The sequence below is a fragment of the Bacillus sp. 5RYD7K genome, from assembly GCF_059831465.1.
In genome coordinates this window covers 2,474,856-2,492,805 of record NZ_CP191200.1, presented here as the reverse complement: position 1 = coordinate 2,492,805, position 17,950 = coordinate 2,474,856, and the positions used below count along the sequence as shown (strand labels likewise).

At 47.6% G+C, this 17,950-nt stretch carries 24 protein-coding genes and 1 pseudogene; 7 read left to right on the top strand and 18 right to left on the bottom strand.

The features are described 5' to 3' along the window. Nucleotides 1–143: 143 nt before the first annotated feature. The 10 genes from xerD to ACQE26_RS12390 all read right to left on the bottom strand — a co-directional run bounded on the left by xerD (nucleotide 144) and on the right by ACQE26_RS12390 (nucleotide 8,679). The gene (gene xerD, locus ACQE26_RS12435; protein ID WP_045925501.1) at nucleotides 144–1,034 is read right to left on the bottom strand and encodes a site-specific tyrosine recombinase XerD; all 891 of its coding nucleotides are present in this window, start codon (nucleotides 1,032–1,034) and stop codon (nucleotides 144–146) included. A 7-nt stretch (nucleotides 1,035–1,041) separates the two neighbouring features. Beyond that, complete coding sequence (locus ACQE26_RS12430; protein ID WP_003153331.1) at nucleotides 1,042–1,269, bottom strand: YqzK family protein; 228 nt, start codon at nucleotides 1,267–1,269, stop codon at nucleotides 1,042–1,044. A 114-nt stretch (nucleotides 1,270–1,383) separates the two neighbouring features. After that, complete coding sequence (gene fur / locus ACQE26_RS12425; protein WP_016939165.1) at nucleotides 1,384–1,833, bottom strand: ferric iron uptake transcriptional regulator; 450 nt, start codon at nucleotides 1,831–1,833, stop codon at nucleotides 1,384–1,386. 112 nt (nucleotides 1,834–1,945) lie between these two features. Continuing rightward, nucleotides 1,946–2,590: a stage II sporulation protein M gene (gene spoIIM, locus ACQE26_RS12420; RefSeq protein WP_016939166.1), complete on the bottom strand. Its 645-nt coding sequence runs from the start codon at nucleotides 2,588–2,590 to the stop codon at nucleotides 1,946–1,948. A gap of 76 nt (nucleotides 2,591–2,666) precedes the next feature. Next, nucleotides 2,667–2,894 (bottom strand): ribosome rescue factor BrfA, encoded by a 228-nt coding sequence (gene brfA, locus ACQE26_RS12415; RefSeq protein ID WP_500469593.1) that lies wholly within the window; start codon nucleotides 2,892–2,894, stop codon nucleotides 2,667–2,669. A gap of 57 nt (nucleotides 2,895–2,951) precedes the next feature. After that, on the bottom strand, nucleotides 2,952–3,242 hold the full coding sequence (locus ACQE26_RS12410) for a hypothetical protein (protein WP_438420161.1): 291 nt from the start codon (nucleotides 3,240–3,242) through the stop codon (nucleotides 2,952–2,954). A 111-nt stretch (nucleotides 3,243–3,353) separates the two neighbouring features. Continuing rightward, the gene (locus ACQE26_RS12405; RefSeq protein ID WP_060964854.1) at nucleotides 3,354–4,667 is read right to left on the bottom strand and encodes an NAD-dependent malic enzyme; all 1,314 of its coding nucleotides are present in this window, start codon (nucleotides 4,665–4,667) and stop codon (nucleotides 3,354–3,356) included. Between the two features lie 11 nt (nucleotides 4,668–4,678). Beyond that, the gene (nhaC, locus tag ACQE26_RS12400; protein WP_500469591.1) at nucleotides 4,679–6,085 is read right to left on the bottom strand and encodes a Na+/H+ antiporter NhaC; all 1,407 of its coding nucleotides are present in this window, start codon (nucleotides 6,083–6,085) and stop codon (nucleotides 4,679–4,681) included. A 140-nt stretch (nucleotides 6,086–6,225) separates the two neighbouring features. After that, nucleotides 6,226–7,653, bottom strand: a complete 1,428-nt coding sequence (gene aspA, locus ACQE26_RS12395) for an aspartate ammonia-lyase (protein ID WP_500469589.1) — start codon at nucleotides 7,651–7,653, stop codon at nucleotides 6,226–6,228. 36 nt (nucleotides 7,654–7,689) lie between these two features. Beyond that, complete coding sequence (locus tag ACQE26_RS12390) at nucleotides 7,690–8,679, bottom strand: type I asparaginase (RefSeq protein ID WP_500469587.1); 990 nt, start codon at nucleotides 8,677–8,679, stop codon at nucleotides 7,690–7,692. Between the two features lie 175 nt (nucleotides 8,680–8,854). On the opposite strand from ACQE26_RS12390, the gene ACQE26_RS12385 reads away from it, so the two are divergent. Further along, the gene (locus ACQE26_RS12385) at nucleotides 8,855–9,208 is read left to right on the top strand and encodes a helix-turn-helix domain-containing protein (protein WP_500469586.1); all 354 of its coding nucleotides are present in this window, start codon (nucleotides 8,855–8,857) and stop codon (nucleotides 9,206–9,208) included. A gap of 8 nt (nucleotides 9,209–9,216) precedes the next feature. Here ACQE26_RS12385 and ACQE26_RS12380 read toward each other — a convergent pair whose 3' ends face one another. Continuing rightward, entirely contained in the window at nucleotides 9,217–10,380 is a 1,164-nt protein-coding gene (locus ACQE26_RS12380; protein WP_500469584.1) for a TIGR00375 family protein, read from the bottom strand. After that, nucleotides 10,380–10,934 (bottom strand): NUDIX hydrolase, encoded by a 555-nt coding sequence (locus ACQE26_RS12375; protein ID WP_500469583.1) that lies wholly within the window; start codon nucleotides 10,932–10,934, stop codon nucleotides 10,380–10,382. Before ACQE26_RS12375 ends, ACQE26_RS12380 begins: the two co-directional genes overlap by 1 nt. A gap of 78 nt (nucleotides 10,935–11,012) precedes the next feature. Here ACQE26_RS12375 and mciZ point away from each other — a divergent pair, with 78 nt between their 5' ends. Together mciZ and ACQE26_RS12365 are read left to right on the top strand one after the other, a co-directional pair. Continuing rightward, nucleotides 11,013–11,135 carry a Z-ring formation inhibitor MciZ gene (mciZ, locus tag ACQE26_RS12370; RefSeq protein ID WP_003153315.1) on the top strand — a complete coding sequence of 41 codons (123 nt, stop codon included), beginning with the start codon at nucleotides 11,013–11,015 and terminating at the stop codon, nucleotides 11,133–11,135. A gap of 62 nt (nucleotides 11,136–11,197) precedes the next feature. Further along, complete coding sequence (locus tag ACQE26_RS12365) at nucleotides 11,198–12,118, top strand: aldo/keto reductase (protein ID WP_500469581.1); 921 nt, start codon at nucleotides 11,198–11,200, stop codon at nucleotides 12,116–12,118. A gap of 32 nt (nucleotides 12,119–12,150) precedes the next feature. Here the strand turns inward: ACQE26_RS12365 and ACQE26_RS12360 are convergent, their stop codons facing one another. Next, the gene (locus ACQE26_RS12360) at nucleotides 12,151–12,375 is read right to left on the bottom strand and encodes a YqkE family protein (RefSeq protein ID WP_016939176.1); all 225 of its coding nucleotides are present in this window, start codon (nucleotides 12,373–12,375) and stop codon (nucleotides 12,151–12,153) included. Nucleotides 12,376–12,484: 109 nt separating this feature from the next. On the opposite strand from ACQE26_RS12360, the gene ACQE26_RS12355 reads away from it, so the two are divergent. Beyond that, complete coding sequence (locus ACQE26_RS12355; RefSeq protein ID WP_500469579.1) at nucleotides 12,485–13,399, top strand: alpha/beta hydrolase; 915 nt, start codon at nucleotides 12,485–12,487, stop codon at nucleotides 13,397–13,399. A gap of 39 nt (nucleotides 13,400–13,438) precedes the next feature. Here ACQE26_RS12355 and ACQE26_RS12350 read toward each other — a convergent pair whose 3' ends face one another. The 5 genes and pseudogenes from ACQE26_RS12350 to ACQE26_RS12330 form a co-directional block, all read right to left on the bottom strand. Beyond that, complete coding sequence (locus ACQE26_RS12350) at nucleotides 13,439–13,678, bottom strand: DUF2552 family protein (RefSeq protein WP_003153307.1); 240 nt, start codon at nucleotides 13,676–13,678, stop codon at nucleotides 13,439–13,441. Further along, complete coding sequence (locus ACQE26_RS12345; RefSeq protein WP_047475681.1) at nucleotides 13,653–14,015, bottom strand: iron-sulfur cluster biosynthesis family protein; 363 nt, start codon at nucleotides 14,013–14,015, stop codon at nucleotides 13,653–13,655. The genes ACQE26_RS12350 and ACQE26_RS12345 overlap by 26 nt, the downstream gene beginning before the upstream one ends. A gap of 90 nt (nucleotides 14,016–14,105) precedes the next feature. Beyond that, nucleotides 14,106–15,056: a GNAT family N-acetyltransferase gene (locus ACQE26_RS12340; RefSeq protein WP_500469576.1), complete on the bottom strand. Its 951-nt coding sequence runs from the start codon at nucleotides 15,054–15,056 to the stop codon at nucleotides 14,106–14,108. Beyond that, nucleotides 15,053–15,324: pseudogene (locus ACQE26_RS12335) on the bottom strand (antibiotic biosynthesis monooxygenase family protein). The gene ACQE26_RS12340 and the pseudogene ACQE26_RS12335 overlap by 4 nt, the downstream one beginning before the upstream one ends. A gap of 12 nt (nucleotides 15,325–15,336) precedes the next feature. Continuing rightward, nucleotides 15,337–15,807 (bottom strand): GNAT family N-acetyltransferase, encoded by a 471-nt coding sequence (locus tag ACQE26_RS12330; RefSeq protein WP_060964846.1) that lies wholly within the window; start codon nucleotides 15,805–15,807, stop codon nucleotides 15,337–15,339. A 215-nt stretch (nucleotides 15,808–16,022) separates the two neighbouring features. Here ACQE26_RS12330 and ACQE26_RS12325 point away from each other — a divergent pair, with 215 nt between their 5' ends. From ACQE26_RS12325 to ACQE26_RS12315, 3 genes are all read left to right on the top strand, one after another. Continuing rightward, nucleotides 16,023–17,249: a DNA polymerase IV gene (locus ACQE26_RS12325; protein WP_500469574.1), complete on the top strand. Its 1,227-nt coding sequence runs from the start codon at nucleotides 16,023–16,025 to the stop codon at nucleotides 17,247–17,249. Between the two features lie 14 nt (nucleotides 17,250–17,263). Beyond that, nucleotides 17,264–17,608: a YolD-like family protein gene (locus ACQE26_RS12320; RefSeq protein WP_060964844.1), complete on the top strand. Its 345-nt coding sequence runs from the start codon at nucleotides 17,264–17,266 to the stop codon at nucleotides 17,606–17,608. A gap of 101 nt (nucleotides 17,609–17,709) precedes the next feature. Then, complete coding sequence (locus ACQE26_RS12315) at nucleotides 17,710–17,916, top strand: YqzH family protein (RefSeq protein WP_003153294.1); 207 nt, start codon at nucleotides 17,710–17,712, stop codon at nucleotides 17,914–17,916. Nucleotides 17,917–17,950: the final 34 nt, after the last annotated feature.

Sequence of the window (17,950 nt, the reverse complement as noted above, 5' to 3'; positions counted from 1 at the left end):
GTCCATTTTAGCTTACAGAGGTCAGACAACTCAAGTATAAACCGTTTACATTCTTGTTGACAATGCCTATTCAAATAATAAGAACCTTCTCTGTATTCCGCCAATCGGACAGAAAAAAGCCGCGGCACCTTTGCCAGCGGCTCCTAGGCGCGCGGATGATACTGCTTGTACACGTCCTTCAGCCTTGTTTTCGTCACATGCGTGTAAATTTGCGTCGTGGAAATATCGGCATGTCCGAGCATCTCCTGTACGGCGCGAAGGTCCGCCCCGTTTTCAAGCAGGTGTGTTGCAAAAGAGTGCCGGAGCGTGTGCGGTGTCAGTTCTTTTTTAATGCCTGCCTCAAGGGCGATTTTCTTCAGGTTTTTCCAAAATCCCTGACGGCTGATCTGCCTGCCGTGATGATTCAGAAAAAGCGCTTCGGTCACATTTTTCTTTAATAATTTCCCTCTGGCTTTTTCGATGTATGCTTCGATCGCATGGGAGGCGGCTTCACCGATCGGCACAATCCGCTCTTTCCGGCCTTTTCCGAAGCAGCGGACAAATCCCATCGTCAAATGAACGTCAGATAATTTCAGCTCAATCATCTCGCTGACCCTGATGCCGGTTGCATACAGCAATTCGAGCATGGCTTTATCCCTGAGACCGAACGGGCTGTCAAGCTTAGGCGTGTCCAATAACCGCTCTACTTCGTTTAGCGCAAGCACTTTTGGGAGGGCCCGCTCTGTTTTTTGTGTTTCAATATGTACCGAAGGATCTTTATCCGCGGCTTTCTCCCTTAACAGAAATTGATGAAAAGACCGGATTGACGCCAAATGCCTGGCAGACGTCTTCCCTGATTTCCCCGAATCCTTCAAGTGCTTTAAATATTGAATAATATGAAGACGGGTCACATCATTCCAAGAAGTGATCTGAAGGGTTTCAGTTAAGAATAGAGAATAACTTTTCAGATCACGCTCATAGGACATCATCGTATTTTGGGACAGCCCTCTTTCAACCCTCACATAATGGATGAAATCCTTAATTTGATCCTTCACTCTTGATCTACTCCCCGTTTTGGTAAAAAAAGATCAACCGGCCGAACCAGCCGTCCTTCTCCTCATGTTCCGTTTTGGCCACTTTGACGGCGGAGCCTTCCGGTTTATCGTACCGATGATAGTTTTCATACTCTGAATTCACCCATATCATAGCATAATAGAACAGCGCGGTAAAACCTGTGAACAGAATAAACACTTTGATCGTATCCGCGGCTGTTTTTAGGAATCTGCCCATCTTTCGATCGATCCTTTCTTTGGCGGCTGTTAGTACACCTTATGCCAATTTCAAAGGCTTTTATACATAAAAACAGCAAAAAACCCTTTCCTGGAAGAAAAGGTTCATAGGCTTTTATTCTGTTTCATTCCCGCCGCAGCGGTGGCAGATTCCGTGAAAAGTCAATCTATGATCTTTAATTTTAAATTTCCAATCACGTTCAATCACTTCTTCAACGTCTTCAAGCAGATCTTCTTCAATTTCATCGACGGCTCCGCACTCCATGCACACCAGATGATGATGGAAGTGGGCCGCGCCCTCTTTGCGAAGGTCGTAGCGGGATACGCCGTCCCCGAAGTTAATTTTATCAACGACTTTTAATTCTGTTAATAATTCTAATGTACGATATACTGTAGCGAGACCAATTTCAGGAGATTTCTCTTTTACGAGGAGGTATACATCTTCTGCGCTTAAATGGTCTTCTTCATTTTCAAGCAGCACTCTTACCGTTGCTTCACGCTGTGGCGTAAGCTTGTAGCTTGACGAGTGCAGCTGCTTTTTAATTCGATCAATACGGTTTTCCATGTCTTTCCCTCCTACGCCGCATTCCATGACTCATTATAACAAAATACGCGCAGAGTTCCAACTATAATTATTATAAACTGATAAATAAAAGTATTATTTTGTGATAATCATTCTAAAAGATCCGTGATGAAAGCTTTTCCATAAACAGCGGAGACACATACGCTTCCAGCAGTGAAGCGATGACCGAGAAGAAAATGATGAGAATCAGCACGAAGGCGTAGCGTCCGAACCATTGGATCGGCGTGTCGTGGAGGCTGCGTTTGACAAACAGCTGCCGGATCAGTTTCAGCGAAAAAGCGATAGAGCATGTCCCCATGATAAGGTATGCCGGAATGAGAACAATGTTTTGCGGCAGCACCGAGATGAAAGACAGGAAAAATCCGTTCATCCCCATTTGATTCACTAAAAATCCGACCGTAAAACCGACGACGATTCCTTTCAAAAACACCATGATGAAAATCACCGGGAGACCGATTACGGAAATACCCAGAATCCACATCAGCCCCAAATATTTTACATCATGAAAGACGGCCTGCCAAAACATGTCTGAGGCGCCGGCATGTTTTCCGTCAGACAGCTGTCCGAAGAATTTGCTTAAATAGTAATACAAATCTTCTTTCTGTGTGATTGTCATGCTGTTGACAATGATCGCGCCGAAAATGACACCCATTAAAAACAAGACAAACACAAATATATAAAGTGACAGATGATCCTTCATATGGCGAAAAAACAGTTCTTTGTACGATTGTTTCCTCATACCGCTTTCCTCCCGCTAATCTATTGACTTGATTTAGTAGATTGTATGAAAGAAAAGAGAAAACATGACAGAGAAATCATAGAAAGGCTCCGAGATTCCGGCAAAAAAAAGAATCCCCGCCATCACTCTTGTGATCATGGGGATTCCTTTTTTTATGCTTTATTCTCTCCAGCCTGCCTTTTTTGGTTTTTGTCACTCTTTCATACGTGCTGAAGGACGGCGACGCCCCTCTTGATAAGACTGCGTCACGCATCCCGTTTCTTCTGAGATGCTCCCGCATTTTTTTCGCTTTGCTTTTCGCCATGTGCCGATCGCTCCTTTTTTGCCTTTTCTCTATCATAACAAAAAAATCCAGGTGTGTTCATGAATACGGCTCATGTTTCTTCCGATAGGCGCGCATAGATGTTTTGGCAGATGAAAAACTCCCCATTGCGGCGTATCCGTAAAAGAATCCCATAAAGCTCCCCTCATACACGTGTTCGTGGTGACCGAAAACGATAGACACAATATTTCCGACAACAAGGGCAATCGTGGGAACGAATATGCCGGGAACCCTGCAGAACACTTTGATCAGCTGTGTGACGCATAAGACGACCGGCACGCCGATCACAGCATCCCAAATATTTGTATGGATCAGCGGAAAATAATCCACATTGACACCTCTTTATTCCGTCTTTTGCTATTTGTTAGCCTGCCAAAGAATTCCGCTTCCTATTCATGATAAAAAAAGCACCGGATACATATCCGGTGCTGTGAGCGTTATTTATTTTCCCGCCGCGGCCCGCTCTACAGCTGCCGATACGGCCTGATGCACGTCCGCGTCCAAAGGCTGAGGCACAAGATCACCGTGTTTCGTACAAGAAGCGATGGCTTCAGCGGCCGCCACAAGCATTCCATGGTCAATTTTCTTGCTTTTGGCGTTCAGCGCGCCGCGGAAAATACCCGGGAAGCCGAGAACATTATTGACTGAACGGCCGTCGGCTGCATAAGCGGCTCCGGCCTGCAGCGCCTCTTCCGGTTCAATCTCCGGCTTCGGATTAGATAAAGCCAGAATGACTTGTCCTTTTCTGACATCCTCTTTTTTAATGAGCCCCGGAACTCCTGTGGTGCTGATCACAATGTCACACGTGTCCATTAAATCTTTAATGCTTTCAAGCGGCTGACCTCCGTATTGAGCGAGGCGGTTCATTGCTTCTTCTGACTTGTCCGTTCCGCAGACCGCTTTGACTCCGTATGCCATAAACATGCGGCAGATGGCGACGCCCGCCGCGCCGAGACCGATCTGGCCGACTTTCGCTTCTTTTAAATCAAGACCTGCGCTTTTACAAGCGGAAATGGCGGCAGCGAGAGTGACGACCGCCGTGCCGTGCTGGTCGTCGTGCATAACCGGAATGTCCAATTCTTCCTTCAGGCGGTCTTCAATGTCAAAGCAGTGAGGCGAACCGATATCTTCAAGCAGAATTCCGCTGAATCCCGGAGAAATATGTTTGACCGTGCGGATGATTTCTTCCGGATCAGAGGTGTCGAGCAAAATCGGAATACCGCTGATGCCTGCCAGCTGGTCAAAAAGCGCTGCCTTCCCTTCCATTACGGGCATTCCGGCGACAGAGCCGATGTTGCCGAGACCGAGAATCGCCGTTCCGTCGGTGACAATGGCGACAGAATTGCTGATGGTCGTATAGATGGATGCTTTTTCAGGCTCGCTTTCGATCAGTCTGCACACATCGGCCACGCCCGGCGTATAAACACGGCCAAGCTCAGCCAGTGTCCGGATCGGCATTTTGCTTTTCATCTGAATTTTTCCGCCTTCATGAGCAGAGAGCACTTCATCTGAGACGGTATGAAGCCGGATGCCTTCACCGAGAGCTTCAATGGCTTGAATGATTTCCTGCAGCTGCTCATCATTTTCAGCCTGCACCGTAATGTTGCGCATGGTGTAGTTCGGGCCGACTTTAACGGTTTCAACTTCTCCGATATCTCCGCCCATCACTCCGATGGCCGTTGCCACTTTTCCCAGATTTCCGGGAACAGTCGGCGTTTCTATCATTAACGTCCGAATCATATGCTTTGTAATCATAAAATAACCCCCTAACCCAGTTTTTGAGATTGCAAGGATTTTTCTTTCGTGTACCAAATGAATTTACCCGTGTATCCGTACAATATGGCCAGTCCGATAGATACAAAACTGAGCCACATGAACGGCAGATAAGAAAACGTTGAGACGCCGAGAATGCCGGCCATATAGATGCCGTTGTCAGACCATGGCACCATCCCTGAAGTAAGCGTGCCGCCCACCTCGGCATTCCGGGATAAAACTCTTCTGTCAAGTTTCAGTTTATCATAACTGTTCTCCATAATTTTCGGCGTCAGTATCAATGACACATACATCGCACAGCCGAAAATGTTTGCTAAAAGGGCGACGATCAGCGTCGAAAGCGTTACATTTCCCGGTGTGGTCAGTTTTTTCTCAAAAGTTGAGACAATCACTTTTAATACGCCGAGCTTCTCGAGAATTCCTCCAAAACCGAGACCGAAAAGGATAACGACCAACGTATCCAGCATGCCGGTCATGCCTCCGCGGTTTAACAGGCCATTTAAAAATTCGACGTCCGTTTTAATGGAAAAACCATTGTAAGCAGTCGCGATGGCACTTGCAAAATTCATTCCCTGAAAAACAGAAGCCCAGATTGCGCCAAGCAAGGCACCGATGACAATGACGGGCATAGACGGCTTTTTCAAAATCAGAAGGACGACGACGACAACCGCCGGGAAGAGCATCCATATATGAATATCAAACGTTTTCTGCAATGCAGACTTTAAAAATTCCACTTTATCAAGATCAATATTTTTTCCGCCGTATATAAATCCCGTTACGGTAAAAAGAATGGCCGTAATGATATAGGACGGAATGGACAGATACATCATCGCTCTGACGTGTGACAGCACATCCACCTTAGAAAGCGTGGAGGCAAGCACCGTACTGTCAGACAGCGGTGAAAGCTTGTCCCCGAAGTAAGCGCCGGACAAAACGGCCCCCGCCACGATCGGAAGCGGTATGCCCATTCCCTCTCCGATGGCAATCATGGCGATTCCCGCCGTTCCCACGGTTCCCCAGGACGTCCCGGTCGCAACGGACATAACCGAACAAATAACCAATGTAGCAAGCAGGAACACATGAGGATTAATAAACTCTAAACCATAATAAATTAACGTCGGCACAACGCCGCCGGCAATCCATGTCCCGATAAGCGCACCGACCGAAACAAGAATCAAAATGGCTTCAAGACCGTTTGATATCCCGGTGACAATGGAGGACTGCAAGTCTTTATATGAATATCCCAGCCTGATTCCGAGAATAATAGCGATAAACCAGGATATAAAGAGAGCAAGCTGGATCGGCAGGTCTAAAAACACTGTGAATGACAAAACAAGCGCTAAAAACCCGAATAATAAGATAATAATTTCCAATAAATTTGGCAATCTGACCTCTTTCACAAAAAAATCCCCCTAGAAGAAAAAGCTAAAACGCTTTCATCAAATGATATAACAAATTACACTATACTTCCTCATCCCTTTGTATGGCAACCGCCTATTCACTGAAAAACGTGAAAAGGCGGCTGTTGTTGCTTCAAAATTTATTTTTCTAAAAGATCTTTTCCGGCAATCCCCGGTTTTGTCATTTCATACGGATTCAAAATGATATCCAATTCTTCTTCTGTCAGTACATCGTTTTGGAGACAGAGATCTCTTACAGATTGCCCCGTCATGATTGCTTCACGGGCAATTCGCGCAGCTGCCTCATATCCAAGGTGCGGGTTGACCGCTGTAATGATGCCGACGCTTTTTTCCACGTATTGCTTCAGGCGTTTTTCGTTGGCTTCAATCCCCGCCAGACAATGATCGGTAAATGAGCGGAAACCGTTGTTCATAATACTGATGGATTGAAGCAGGTTAAATACGAGCACCGGCTCCATTACGTTAAGCTCCAGCTGGCCCGCTTCTGAAGCGAGGCAGATCGTATTGTCATTCCCGATGACCTGGAAGGCGATTTGGTTGATCAGCTCTGCCATTACAGGGTTGACTTTCCCCGGCATAATGGATGATCCCGGCTGACGGGCGGGCAGTGAAATTTCCGCAAGTCCCGCGCGCGGACCTGAGGCCATTAAGCGCAGATCGTTGGCGATTTTAGACATATTCATCATGCATACCTTCAACGCGGCTGAAACTTCCGTATAAGCATCAGTGTTTTGTGTGGCATCAACCAAATGGCCGGCGCCGACAAGAGGCAGTCCGCTGATGTCAGCCAGGTGCTTTACAACCTGTTCTATGTAGCGCGGATCAGCGTTAAGTCCCGTACCTACAGCCGTTGCTCCCATGTTTACTTCATACAGATGCTGGCGGGATTGTTTAATTCGCTTTATATCACGCTCAAGCACGCGGCTGTACGCTTCAAATTCCTGTCCGAGACGGATCGGCACAGCGTCCTGAAGGTGTGTGCGCCCCATTTTAATGACAGAATCAAATTGTTTCGCTTTATCTTTAAAGACACTCAGCATATGCGCCATTGTATCAAGGAGCTTATCCAGAAGTTTTAAGGTAGAAATATGAATCGCCGTCGGGAACACGTCGTTTGTCGATTGTGACATATTGACGTGTGTGTTCGGGCTGAGATGAATGTATTCACCTTTTTTATGCCCCATGATTTCAAGCGCTCTGTTTCCGATTACTTCGTTGGCATTCATGTTCATGGACGTTCCGGCTCCCCCTTGGATCGGATCGACGATGAATTGGTCATGCCATTTACCCTCAAGAATCTCGTCTGCGGCCTGGACAATCGCGTTGCCGATTCCTTCATAGAGGCGCTTTACATCCATATTGGCAAGCGCCGCCGCTTTTTTGACGATGGCGAGCGCATTAATCATTTCTTCATGGATGCGGTAGCCGGTAATCGGAAAGTTTTCTTTCGCGCGCAGCGTTTGGATTCCGTAATACACATCAGCTTCAATTTGTTTTTCTCCGAGGAAATCTTTTTCCTGACGATATTCTTTTTGCGCGTTTGTCATGCTAAAACCCTACTTTCTCTTTGATGGTGGTCTTTTTTACAGTACAACGTCGTCTGCGATCGGTGTCTCCATTATGTTTTTGACTTCGGCCAAATTGCGAGACTGGCCGAGCGCCCACATTAATTTCGGCACGATGGCTTCTGTGTTCATATTTCTTGAACGGATGATGAGATCTTGATTGACTCTCCGTCCGACTTCATAGACACTCATGTCTTCTCCTTCTTCAAGACATTGTGTCGTAATGACAACGACAATGCCGCTTTCAATCATTTCATTGACTTTGGCGAGAATGTCTCTTCCTTCAAACGGCACGCCGCCGCTGCCGTAGCTTTCAATGACGATTCCTTTGTACATACCTTTTAACGCGTCAAACATTTCCGGTTTAAGCCCCGGATGAAGCTTGAGCAGGCACACGTCCGTGCAAAGTGAAGTGTTCACCGTAAAGGCGTCATCTTTTGGCATGTGCACGTGTTTGTTGTATTCAATTCCGTTTTCGGTAATAAACGCGATATATGGGTAGTTAATGCTCTCAAATGCGTCATAGCTTTTCGTTCTTAATTTAATGGCGCGGGTGCCTTGAATGACTCTGCCGTCAAATACGACGTATACGCCGCCCACCCCTTCACATGCGAAGCGGATCGCGTCTGTGATATTTTTTTTGGCATCGGTTTTTTGAAATGTAATCGGGATTTGCGAACCCGTAATGACGATCGGTTTATCGGCATGCTGAAGCATATAAGACAGCGCCGCTGATGTATAAGCCATTGTGTCTGTGCCGTGCGTGATGACGAACCCGTCGTACGCGTCATATTTTTCTTTGACAGCATCAGCTATTTGGACCCAGTATTCAGGCTGCATATTGGTGCTGTCGATGTTCATTAACGAATGGGTCTCCATCGTGTAATCGTTATCAAGTTTTGATACGTAGGTTAACAATTCGTCTGCTTTTACCCCGGGTGCAAGCCCGTTTTCTCCTTCGACTGAGGCGATTGTTCCTCCGGTTGTTAACAGCAATAATTTTTTCATACCCTGCACCTCTTCATCATTTCTCAAGATGTTTAAGCATTCGCTTTTCGCATACTTTTAATCAAATTATAGACAGACGAATGAAATTAATCAAGTGATTATTATTCAATTCGCGTACACTTTTACACATCGATATGATATAATTTTGCTCAAGTGAAAAGGAGCGGTTTTGAATATGAATTTAGATCGTTTAACTGAACTGAGAAAAAAGAAAAATTGGTCTCTTCAATATACGGCTGACCGGCTCGGCATCGCAAAAAGCACATACGCCGGGTATGAATCAGGCTACCGGCGCCCGTCATTCGAAGCGCTGGGCACGCTTGCCGATCTGTTTGACACGACGTGCGACGATTTACTGGGGCGCACTGAAAAAAAGGCGGAGCCGTTTGCCCAGACCATCGAATTAACAAAAGCCGCACAAGGCCGCGGCACACTGACCGTTGACGGGGAGCCGCTTAATCAGGATGAAATCATCGAATTGATTGCATTTGTCCGCACGAAAAAAAAGTTGCAGGAGGAGCTCCGCTAAAACCGGCTTTACGGCTTGATTCGGCCGTATGTTCCTCCGCCTCCGGCCTCAAGGGCGAGCTGCCCGGTGCGCGCTTTATGAATGACAGCCGCTATTTTAGGCTGCACGACGCGTGCCAAGTCCTCTTCTTCTGCCTGATGAAGAATCGCCATTTCCGTCCCGAAAGTCCGCTTTAGTTTTTCCAATGTTTTCGGCCCGACCCTGGGAATGAACTGCAGAGGGATTTGATGAATATACGGAGGCCGCGGCACGCGGCTTTTTTTCGGTCCGCTCAGTTCCTCCAGCCGTTCACTGACCCCTTTTGTCATTGTTTTCCCGCCGCATTCCGTACATTTTAAAGCTCCTTTTTCAGCCGGGCTGCCGCAGCGGTCGCAAGCCGTCCTGTAATACTTCCCGAGCTTCGGGTTCAGTCCGTAATTCGCCGTGATTTTTCTTCCGCCTTTCCCTTTTAGAGCCAGCGAAAATTCCGTAAAGTTCGCTTCCTTCAGAAGCATTTCATTATATTCTCTGCCGATTTTCCCCAAGGAATGTGCATCAGAATTTGTTAAAAATGTATACGGATCAAGTTCCGTTAACCGTGAAGCCATGTCAGTGTCGCAGCTTAATCCGAGTTCCGCCGCGTCAATAAGCGCCGGGTCGAAAACTTCTGTCAAAGAAGATCTAACCCCTTTTCCGTACAGGCTTTTATGCGGGGTGAACATGTGGGCGGGGATAAACAGCCCGCCCAATTCCTTTGTTTTCTTTTGAAGATTCAAACCGGTCTCGTAAATGCGCTGGGAACTGAGATGGATATTTTTAAGCCTTTTTGCGAGCCACTCAGAAAACATCTTCATTTCGGCAAGAGCCGGCATAAAGACGAGAACGTGAATCGGCCCGCGGCATGTGTGGTCATAAATTTCAAGCTCACTGCCCAACAGAAGCGTCGTATTCCGATAACGGATGCCGCCTTCTTTCAGCTCACGGTATCTGCCTTCATCAATTCCGTGCTCGATTTCTTCCATGACTTCCGGGGAATGGCAGTCGATGATGCCCAAAAGCTCAATTCCCTTCCCCTCGCTTGCTTCTTCCAAAATCCGCTGCAGCGTCAATGTTTTAGCCCCGGTGATTTTGACCGGTCTCCCCGTATAGGTGCGCCCGATATGAATATGCAGATCCGCATAAACGGTTTTCATCATTTTTCCTTCAGCGCTTCTTTCAGCTGGAGATACTGAATCGCGTATGCCGTTTTAGCGTCATACACCTGGCGGGATTCAACCAGCTTCACGGCCTCTTCAAGCGTGACCTGCATCACTTCGACAAATTCATCCTCATCCAGTTCGCGCTTTTCTTCAAGCGGTGAAAGCCCTTCAGCAAGAAAGAGATGCACGATTTCATCAGCAAATCCGGGTGATGTATAAAAAGCGGTGATTTTCGTCAAAGTTTCCGCCGTATATCCCGTTTCTTCTTCGAGCTCTCTTAAAGCGGTATGTTCGGGCTCTTCTCCTTTTTCCAGCTTGCCGGCCGGAATTTCAACGATTGTCCGTTCCAGCGGCTTTCTGAACTGGTTCACCAAAATGATTTTTCCTTCTTCGGTCACCGCAAGCACAGCCACCGCTCCCGGATGTTTGACGATTTCCCGCTTGCTTGTTTTTCCGTTCGGGAGCTCTACATCCTCTAAGTAAAGATCTATGACTTTCCCGTCATACAGCTTTTTTTTCGCCAGTGTTTTTTCTTCTAAATGTTTCATCATGTCATCTCCCGTTCTGTCTCTCTATTATGCCTCATATATTTTATCATACATGCATAAGAGGGAGGTGCTTTTCGATTGAAGGTGTACCGGAAGGATAAGAGCATCGTATTGGTCGGAAAGGCTTGGGAAGTGCGGGCTAAATTGAAAGAGTACGGACGGACATTCCGCTATGTCGGAGATTGGATCACCGGGCCTTAACAGTTGAAAACTTCGCGCCTTTATATTACGGTCAATAAAAGACCATAAAAAGGAGCAAAATGATGAGAAAACGCAAATTGGGACGTTCTGATTTAGAAATAAGCGAAATCGGGCTCGGCTGTATGTCGCTCGGCACGGATAAAGCTAAGGCGCTGTCTATTTTGGATGAAGCGATCGGGCTTGGAATCAATTATTTAGATACCGCTGATCTTTATGATTTCGGCAGAAATGAGGAAATCGTCGGGGAGGCCGTCAAAAACCGCAGACACGACATCATTTTAGCCACGAAAGCCGGAAACCGCTGGAATGATGAGAAAGATGGCTGGCATTGGGACGCTTCCAAAGGATACATAAAAGAAGCGGTCAAAAACAGTCTGCGCCGGCTGAAAACGGACTATATCGACCTTTATCAGCTGCATGGCGGCACGATGGAGGATCAGATTGATGAAACGATCGAAGCGTTCGAGGACTTAAAACAGGAAGGTGTCATCCGGTATTACGGCATTTCCTCGATTCGTCCGAATGTCATTAAAGAATATGTAAAAAAAGCAAATATCACAAGCGTTTTGATGCAATACAGCCTGCTGGACCGGCGTCCCGAGGAGTGGCTTCCCCTTTTAGAGGAGAACGGAATCAGCGTCGTCGCCAGAGGGCCGGTCGCTAAAGGGCTTCTTACGGAAAAACCGCTCGATCAAGCGGCTGCAAGCGTAAAAGAGAACGGCTATTTAACATATTCTTTTGAAGAACTGGCAGAAACCAAAAAAGCGATTAACGCTGCCGTGCCTGATCTGAGCATGACGGAGCTTTCTCTTCAATACTTGCTTTCACAGCCGGCCGTCGCTTCTGTCATCACCGGAGCAAGCTCGCCTGAACAGCTGAGAGAAAACTGTTCGGCTCTAGAGGCCCGGCGTTTAAGCAGTCAGGAAATCAAAGCCCTGCAATACCATACAAAACAGGACGTATACGAAGCCCATCGTTCTTAAATAATAAAACCGGCACCTTGTCAGATGCCGGTTTATTTATATTTGTGCCAATCGAGACTGCTTTCATTCAGCAGCTCTTCAAAGCTTTTATTTTTTTCTTTTTCTTTTCGTTTTCTGATTTGTTCCGCCTTTTGCTGCGCTTGTTTTTTCTCGTCTTCTTCCTTCAGCTCACTTTTCATTTGCAAAAGCCTGGCCTTCAGATCTTCCTCCAGATTGTCTTTTAAGCTGTGTTTTTCTTTAGGCAGCTGCTTTTTCATCATTATGCCCCCCCGTATCTGAATAATGGTGAAGCAAGTGTACCATGGAGCGCCGGAGGCCGGCAACGTTCAGAGGGAAGGATTTTTCATATTAAAGGAGGGTGTCTGCATGAAAAAATGGCTGGCGGTGTTCGGTTCGGCTTGCGCTGTCTTTTTGGCCGCCGGATTTGCTTTTACGAATCTGATCATGTTTATGAAGAAAAAGACGGATGAAGACATCATGAAAAGAGAAACGGCAGACTGGCGTGGGGTATTTGATTCCTTTCAGGCCATGGAAAAAGAAGAGGCTGTCATCTTGTCACGCCACGGGTATGAGATCAAAGGCTTTTACATCGCCCCGCATCATACGGCAAACACGATGATTATTTGTCACGGTGTTACCGTCAATTTGTTTAATTCATTGAAATACATGGATTTGTTTCTGGATTTAGGCTGGAATGTGCTCGTGTATGACCACCGCCGGCACGGAAAAAGCGGCGGCCGAACAACGAGCTACGGTTATTTTGAAAAAGATGATTTGGAAGAAGCCGTGAATTGGGTGAGAAACAAAACCGGGGACGGCGGTCAAATCGGTGTCCACGGCGAATCAATGGGAGCAGTGACGGCCTTATTATACGCGGGAGATCATCAGAATGGAGACGGCGCTGATTTTTATATTGCGGACTGTCCGTTCGCAAGTTTTCACGATCAGTTAGCCTACAGACTGAAGCGGGAATTCCGGCTGCCTCGGTGGCCGCTGCTGCCTTTGGCTGATTTCTTTTTGCTGGTGAGAGAAGGATACCGCATCCGTGATATCTCGCCTTTATCGGTTATCAGCCGCATCCGGCAGCCCATTCTGTTTATTCACAGTAAGGAGGATGATTATATACCTCCCGCTTCCTCCGAAATGCTGCACCGCAGAAAACGCGGCCCGAAGATGCTGTATCTGGCCGAATCGGGCGGGCATGCCATGTCGTACACCAAAAATCCGGAGAGCTACCGCAAAGCCGTGCAAACCTTTTTAGATACCGTAACGCAAACGTAAAAAAGCGAAAGAACGTATACTGGTTCTTTCGCTTTCCCGTCATAAAACGTCGGTAATCCCGTCCATATTTTCTCCGATCCAGTCAATGGCGAGGTCGATTGTCGTAAACTCCTGCGCTTTGAAGGTCATCTCATCCTGAAGCAGCCAGACATCCTTTTGTACGGATTCAGCGCCCCCGATGGACCAGTGCAGCAGACTGTACGGATGGTTGTTGTTCAAAAAGGATACCCACGTTTTATGCTGTGCCGTCTGTTTAATGGCTTTCAGCTTTTGATTCACTTTCAGTTTCTCCCTGCTTTACTAATATGCTCATTCTCGGGCTCAGCATTTCTGCCGGGCTTTTTAAGACGAGCGTTTTTGCCTTTTCATTGTAATCGATTGTCATTTCCTCGTCAAAAAACACTTTTTGAGAAGTCTGGATGTAAAGCGGAAGTCCGTTGGTTTCAATGCGTTCGCATTGTCCCGTTAATTCGTCCGCCAGCCAGATGGCCGGCACGCCGCTGACCGCGCACCCGCAGCCTTCTGCGTCATAGCGGAGCTGCGCTTTTTTCTCCGGGTTGGCGTCCATTGCCTGCAAAAGCGTGTGTTTCGCCGCATCCGTCACATGTATTTGCATAGGTGATCCTCCGTTTTTCATTTTCGCCATTGTAGCATACCGGACCGCTGTATGCATTGTTTCTGCTTTCTTTACAGCAGCCCGCTCTCCTTAGTCCTTTGCCTCTTGTTCAGCCGCCTTGATCCAGTCCTTTTTCCCTTCAATATACTTTGCCATATCGTACGGGTATGTCTCAGCGAGCCGCTTTTTCAGCTTCATGTATTGAGCCGCTTTTTCAGGCTTTGCGGTGAGGTAATCCCGGAACAGCAGATGACGCCCCGCGTCCGGATGGCCTGTTTCGTATATGTGAACGTGGTGTGTGCGCCTGTTGCCGCCTTTTTGAAAGAAACGCCGGCCTTCTATCCCGTTTTCCCCTTTCGCCTCATAGCCGAGTGCTTCCAACTGCGGACTGAATCGGTCAGCATCCGAAATATCTTTGACCTCCGCCAGTATATCGATGACGGGTTTTGCGGCCATCCCGGGGATGGAGGTGCTGCCGATGTGGCTGACCGAATGGAGTGCGCGGCCGAAGATTCGGATCAAATCCGCCTTTTCTCTTTCAAACATCTCTTTCCATTCCGGCTGATGCGGAATCACTTCCGCTTTTCTCTTCGGATAAAGATGAAAAAATGAGAGAGTCAGCCCTTCCGGCGTCTCAGTCTGTCCGGCTTCCGTGAACCCTGCTTTTAAATAGAGAGAGACTGCCGGAACGTTTTGGCTGGCGGTAGCCGTCTCTATTTTTTGGGCGTCCCGGTTCTCGTCTAACACAAATTGAATGAGCGCCCGTCCGATTCCTTTCCGAAAGCCGGACGGGTGCACCGTCAGCCGGCATATGACAAGATCATATCCCTTTTTTTCATACGAAATGACGCCTGCGAGCCGATCTTTTACTCTGAAACCGGCAAACGTCTCCTGGGACCGCTGTATGTCTTCGGCTGTTTCATGCAGCCCGGGAATGCCGAAAAAGCCGATCAGCTCGGCTTCTTTTTGATAAGAGCAGCGCTGAACCGCCGCAATTTCCCGTGCCGTCTGTTCTTCTTTATGCTGTAAAAATGCAATCAATCTTCCGCTCCTTTTGACGCAAACATCCGCTGCGGCTCCGTCCTCGTCATGCGGACCGCGTACGCTTCATTCCAGGCGCTTTTTCCTTTTTGTTTTGCCGCCCGGTCTTTCCACCGTTTAATCGCATCCATGCTGTCCCAGCAGGAAACCGTGATGCCGCAGCCGTTTTTTCGCGAACGCTTTCCGCTCCTAAAAAACCCGGCTGTCCTTCTGATGAAAAAATGACCGCATCATAAGGCGGGTTGGGCGTGTCAGCTAAAAAACCCATTTTCGGCCTCCTCTATATGTATTTCACAAACAGAATCCGATCCTGGCCCGGACCGTCATAATTCGCAAAAACAGGGATTCCGTTTACGGTCTTGGTTCCTTTTTCAGCTTCAAAGCCTAACTTTGTATGATAGGCGATTGATACTTTATTGACAGGCGCCGTCACGCAATTGACTTTTGTGCAGCCCCTTTCTTTCACCGTCTCCATAAATCGGTCATAGAGCTGTTTTCCAATTTGCATTTTTCTGAAATCCGGATGCACACCGGAAAAATGAATATATGCCGTCTCAGGGTCTGATTGTGACTGAAACCCGATTAAAAAACCGGTCATTCCCTCCGGCCCGAACGTAATAAAGCTTGTGTCCTGAAAATGTTCAAAAAACAAGCGCGGCAGTTTGTCTTTCATCTGCCTGCCGCCCCACCATTCATTCAAAACAGACGTAACCATTTCATAGTCTTCAGAGGTAATTGTTCGAATATCCATAATCGATTGACTCTCCTTTTCGTCCGGCAAAATGAATGTCAGCTTCTTTCATTGGAATATAAAAAATTATATGTGGGTTGTTTGCAATTGTAAATGATTTCTTTTCAAGCGGACGAATCAGCCCGTCTTCCAACCGGGGAATGATTTACCAGTATGAACGCGGTCATTGTTCGGGTAAAATAAAAAACAGAACAAACGTTCCCGGAGGTTTTTTTATGGCTGATATTCTTCTTGTTGATATGCAATCGTTTTATGCGTCTGTGGAAAAAGCGGAAGCGCCTCATCTTAAAAACCGGCCCGTCATTGTCTCGGGAGATCCCGAAAGACGCAGCGGCGTCGTGCTTGCGGCTTGTCCGCTCGCCAAACGATACGGCGTAAAAAACGCTGAACGGCTGGGGGAAGCGCAGGCCAAATGTCCAGACGCCGTTATCGTCCGTCCGCGGATGCAGCGGTATATTGATGTCTCCGTTATGATTACCGAGCTGTTCGAGCGGTATACCGATCTTGTAGAACCCTACTCCATCGATGAGCAGTTTCTCGACGTGACCGGGAGCAGGCGGCTGTTCGGTGATCCTTTTACAATCGCCAAAAACATTCAACAAGCGATTATGCGTGAATTCGGTATTTATGCCCGTGTCGGCATCGGGCCGAATAAGGCGCTTGCGAAAATGGCTTGCGACCATTTTGCCAAAAAAAACGCATCCGGCATTCACAGATTGGATATGTCAAATATCAGGCAGGATCTGTGGCCGCTGCCGGTCGGAAAATTATTCGGCATCGGAAAACGGATGGAGCATCATTTAAGGCGGATGGGCATCAGCACAATCGGCGGGCTTGCCGGGCATCCTCCCGAACTGCTGAAAAAGCGCTGGGGCATTAATGGCGAATTGCTTCAGCGGACAGCCCGCGGCATCGATCCCTCTCCGGTCACCGTCAACACGCACAGCCGGCAAAAAGCGATCGGCCATAACATGACCCTTCCGAGAGACTACAGCCGCTTTGAGGATATCAAAGTCGTATTGCTGGAGTTAAGCGAAGAAGTGGCCCGCCGCGCCCGTTTTAAACAATACATCGGCCATATGGTTTCAGTCAGCATCAGGGGCGCCGATTTTGATTTCCCTTCAGGTTTTCACAGACAGAGAAAGCTCGTCTCTCCGACCAATTTCGGAATGGATATTTTTAAAACGGCGGTCAAGCTCTTTAAAGAGCATTGGAACGGGGAGCCCGTCCGCAGCGCCGGCGTCTCCCTTTCCCAGCTGGAGCCCTGTGATTATGTTCAGCTGAGCCTGTTCGATGCCCAGGAAAAAAAGATCAGTCTCGGCAAAGTATTGGATGATATCCATGAACGGTACGGCCCGGCGTCGCTGCTCCATGCCGCGTCGCTGACAGAGGCCGGCCAAGCCTTTCACCGGGCTGAAAAAATCGGCGGGCATTACAAATAATTGAGGTGATATACATGAATCCGAACAAATTAACACCCGGGTATAATGTCATGTGGGAATCAAGCCGGATGATGCTCCCCGAACATCGGGAGCAGCTGCTTGCAAAGAAACGAAAAGAACGGGAATTCCGGCCGCCGGAACTGAGCGAAGAGCAAATGAACGACATGAACCGCATCATCGCGGCGTCGATTGAAGAAGACAGGGCCATCTCAGTCACCTACGCTTCCGCACACGGCCCCCGCCGGTTTTGGGGATGGGTAAAACAAGTGAAGCATGACGAAAAACGTTTAAAAATCATAAACGATGAAGATGCGTTAACCCTGCCGTTTCATCTTATTCTCTCAGCTGAACTGGAATAAAAGAGCCTAAATCGTCCTGACAGAAAATATGATAGAAGAGTGGGAGGATCACATGATATTTAGTAGAATAAAGATGAATGATAAGAATAGGAGAATATACGATGGATCAATTTATAGAAAAAATGCTGGGACAGGCCCTCCGCCAGTATGGACGGAATGTGTCGACAGATCCGCTGAGCCCCTATGAAAAACAGAGTTTGAAAAAAGCTTTGGAAGAAAGAAGGAACGAAGAACCCGATGAGGACCTCCATGCCCATGTAGAAGATATTATCTACGATTACGTCACCAATCAGGGGCAGTTCTCCTGACACGGACGTTTATGCGCCGGGCGATAAGGGAAAC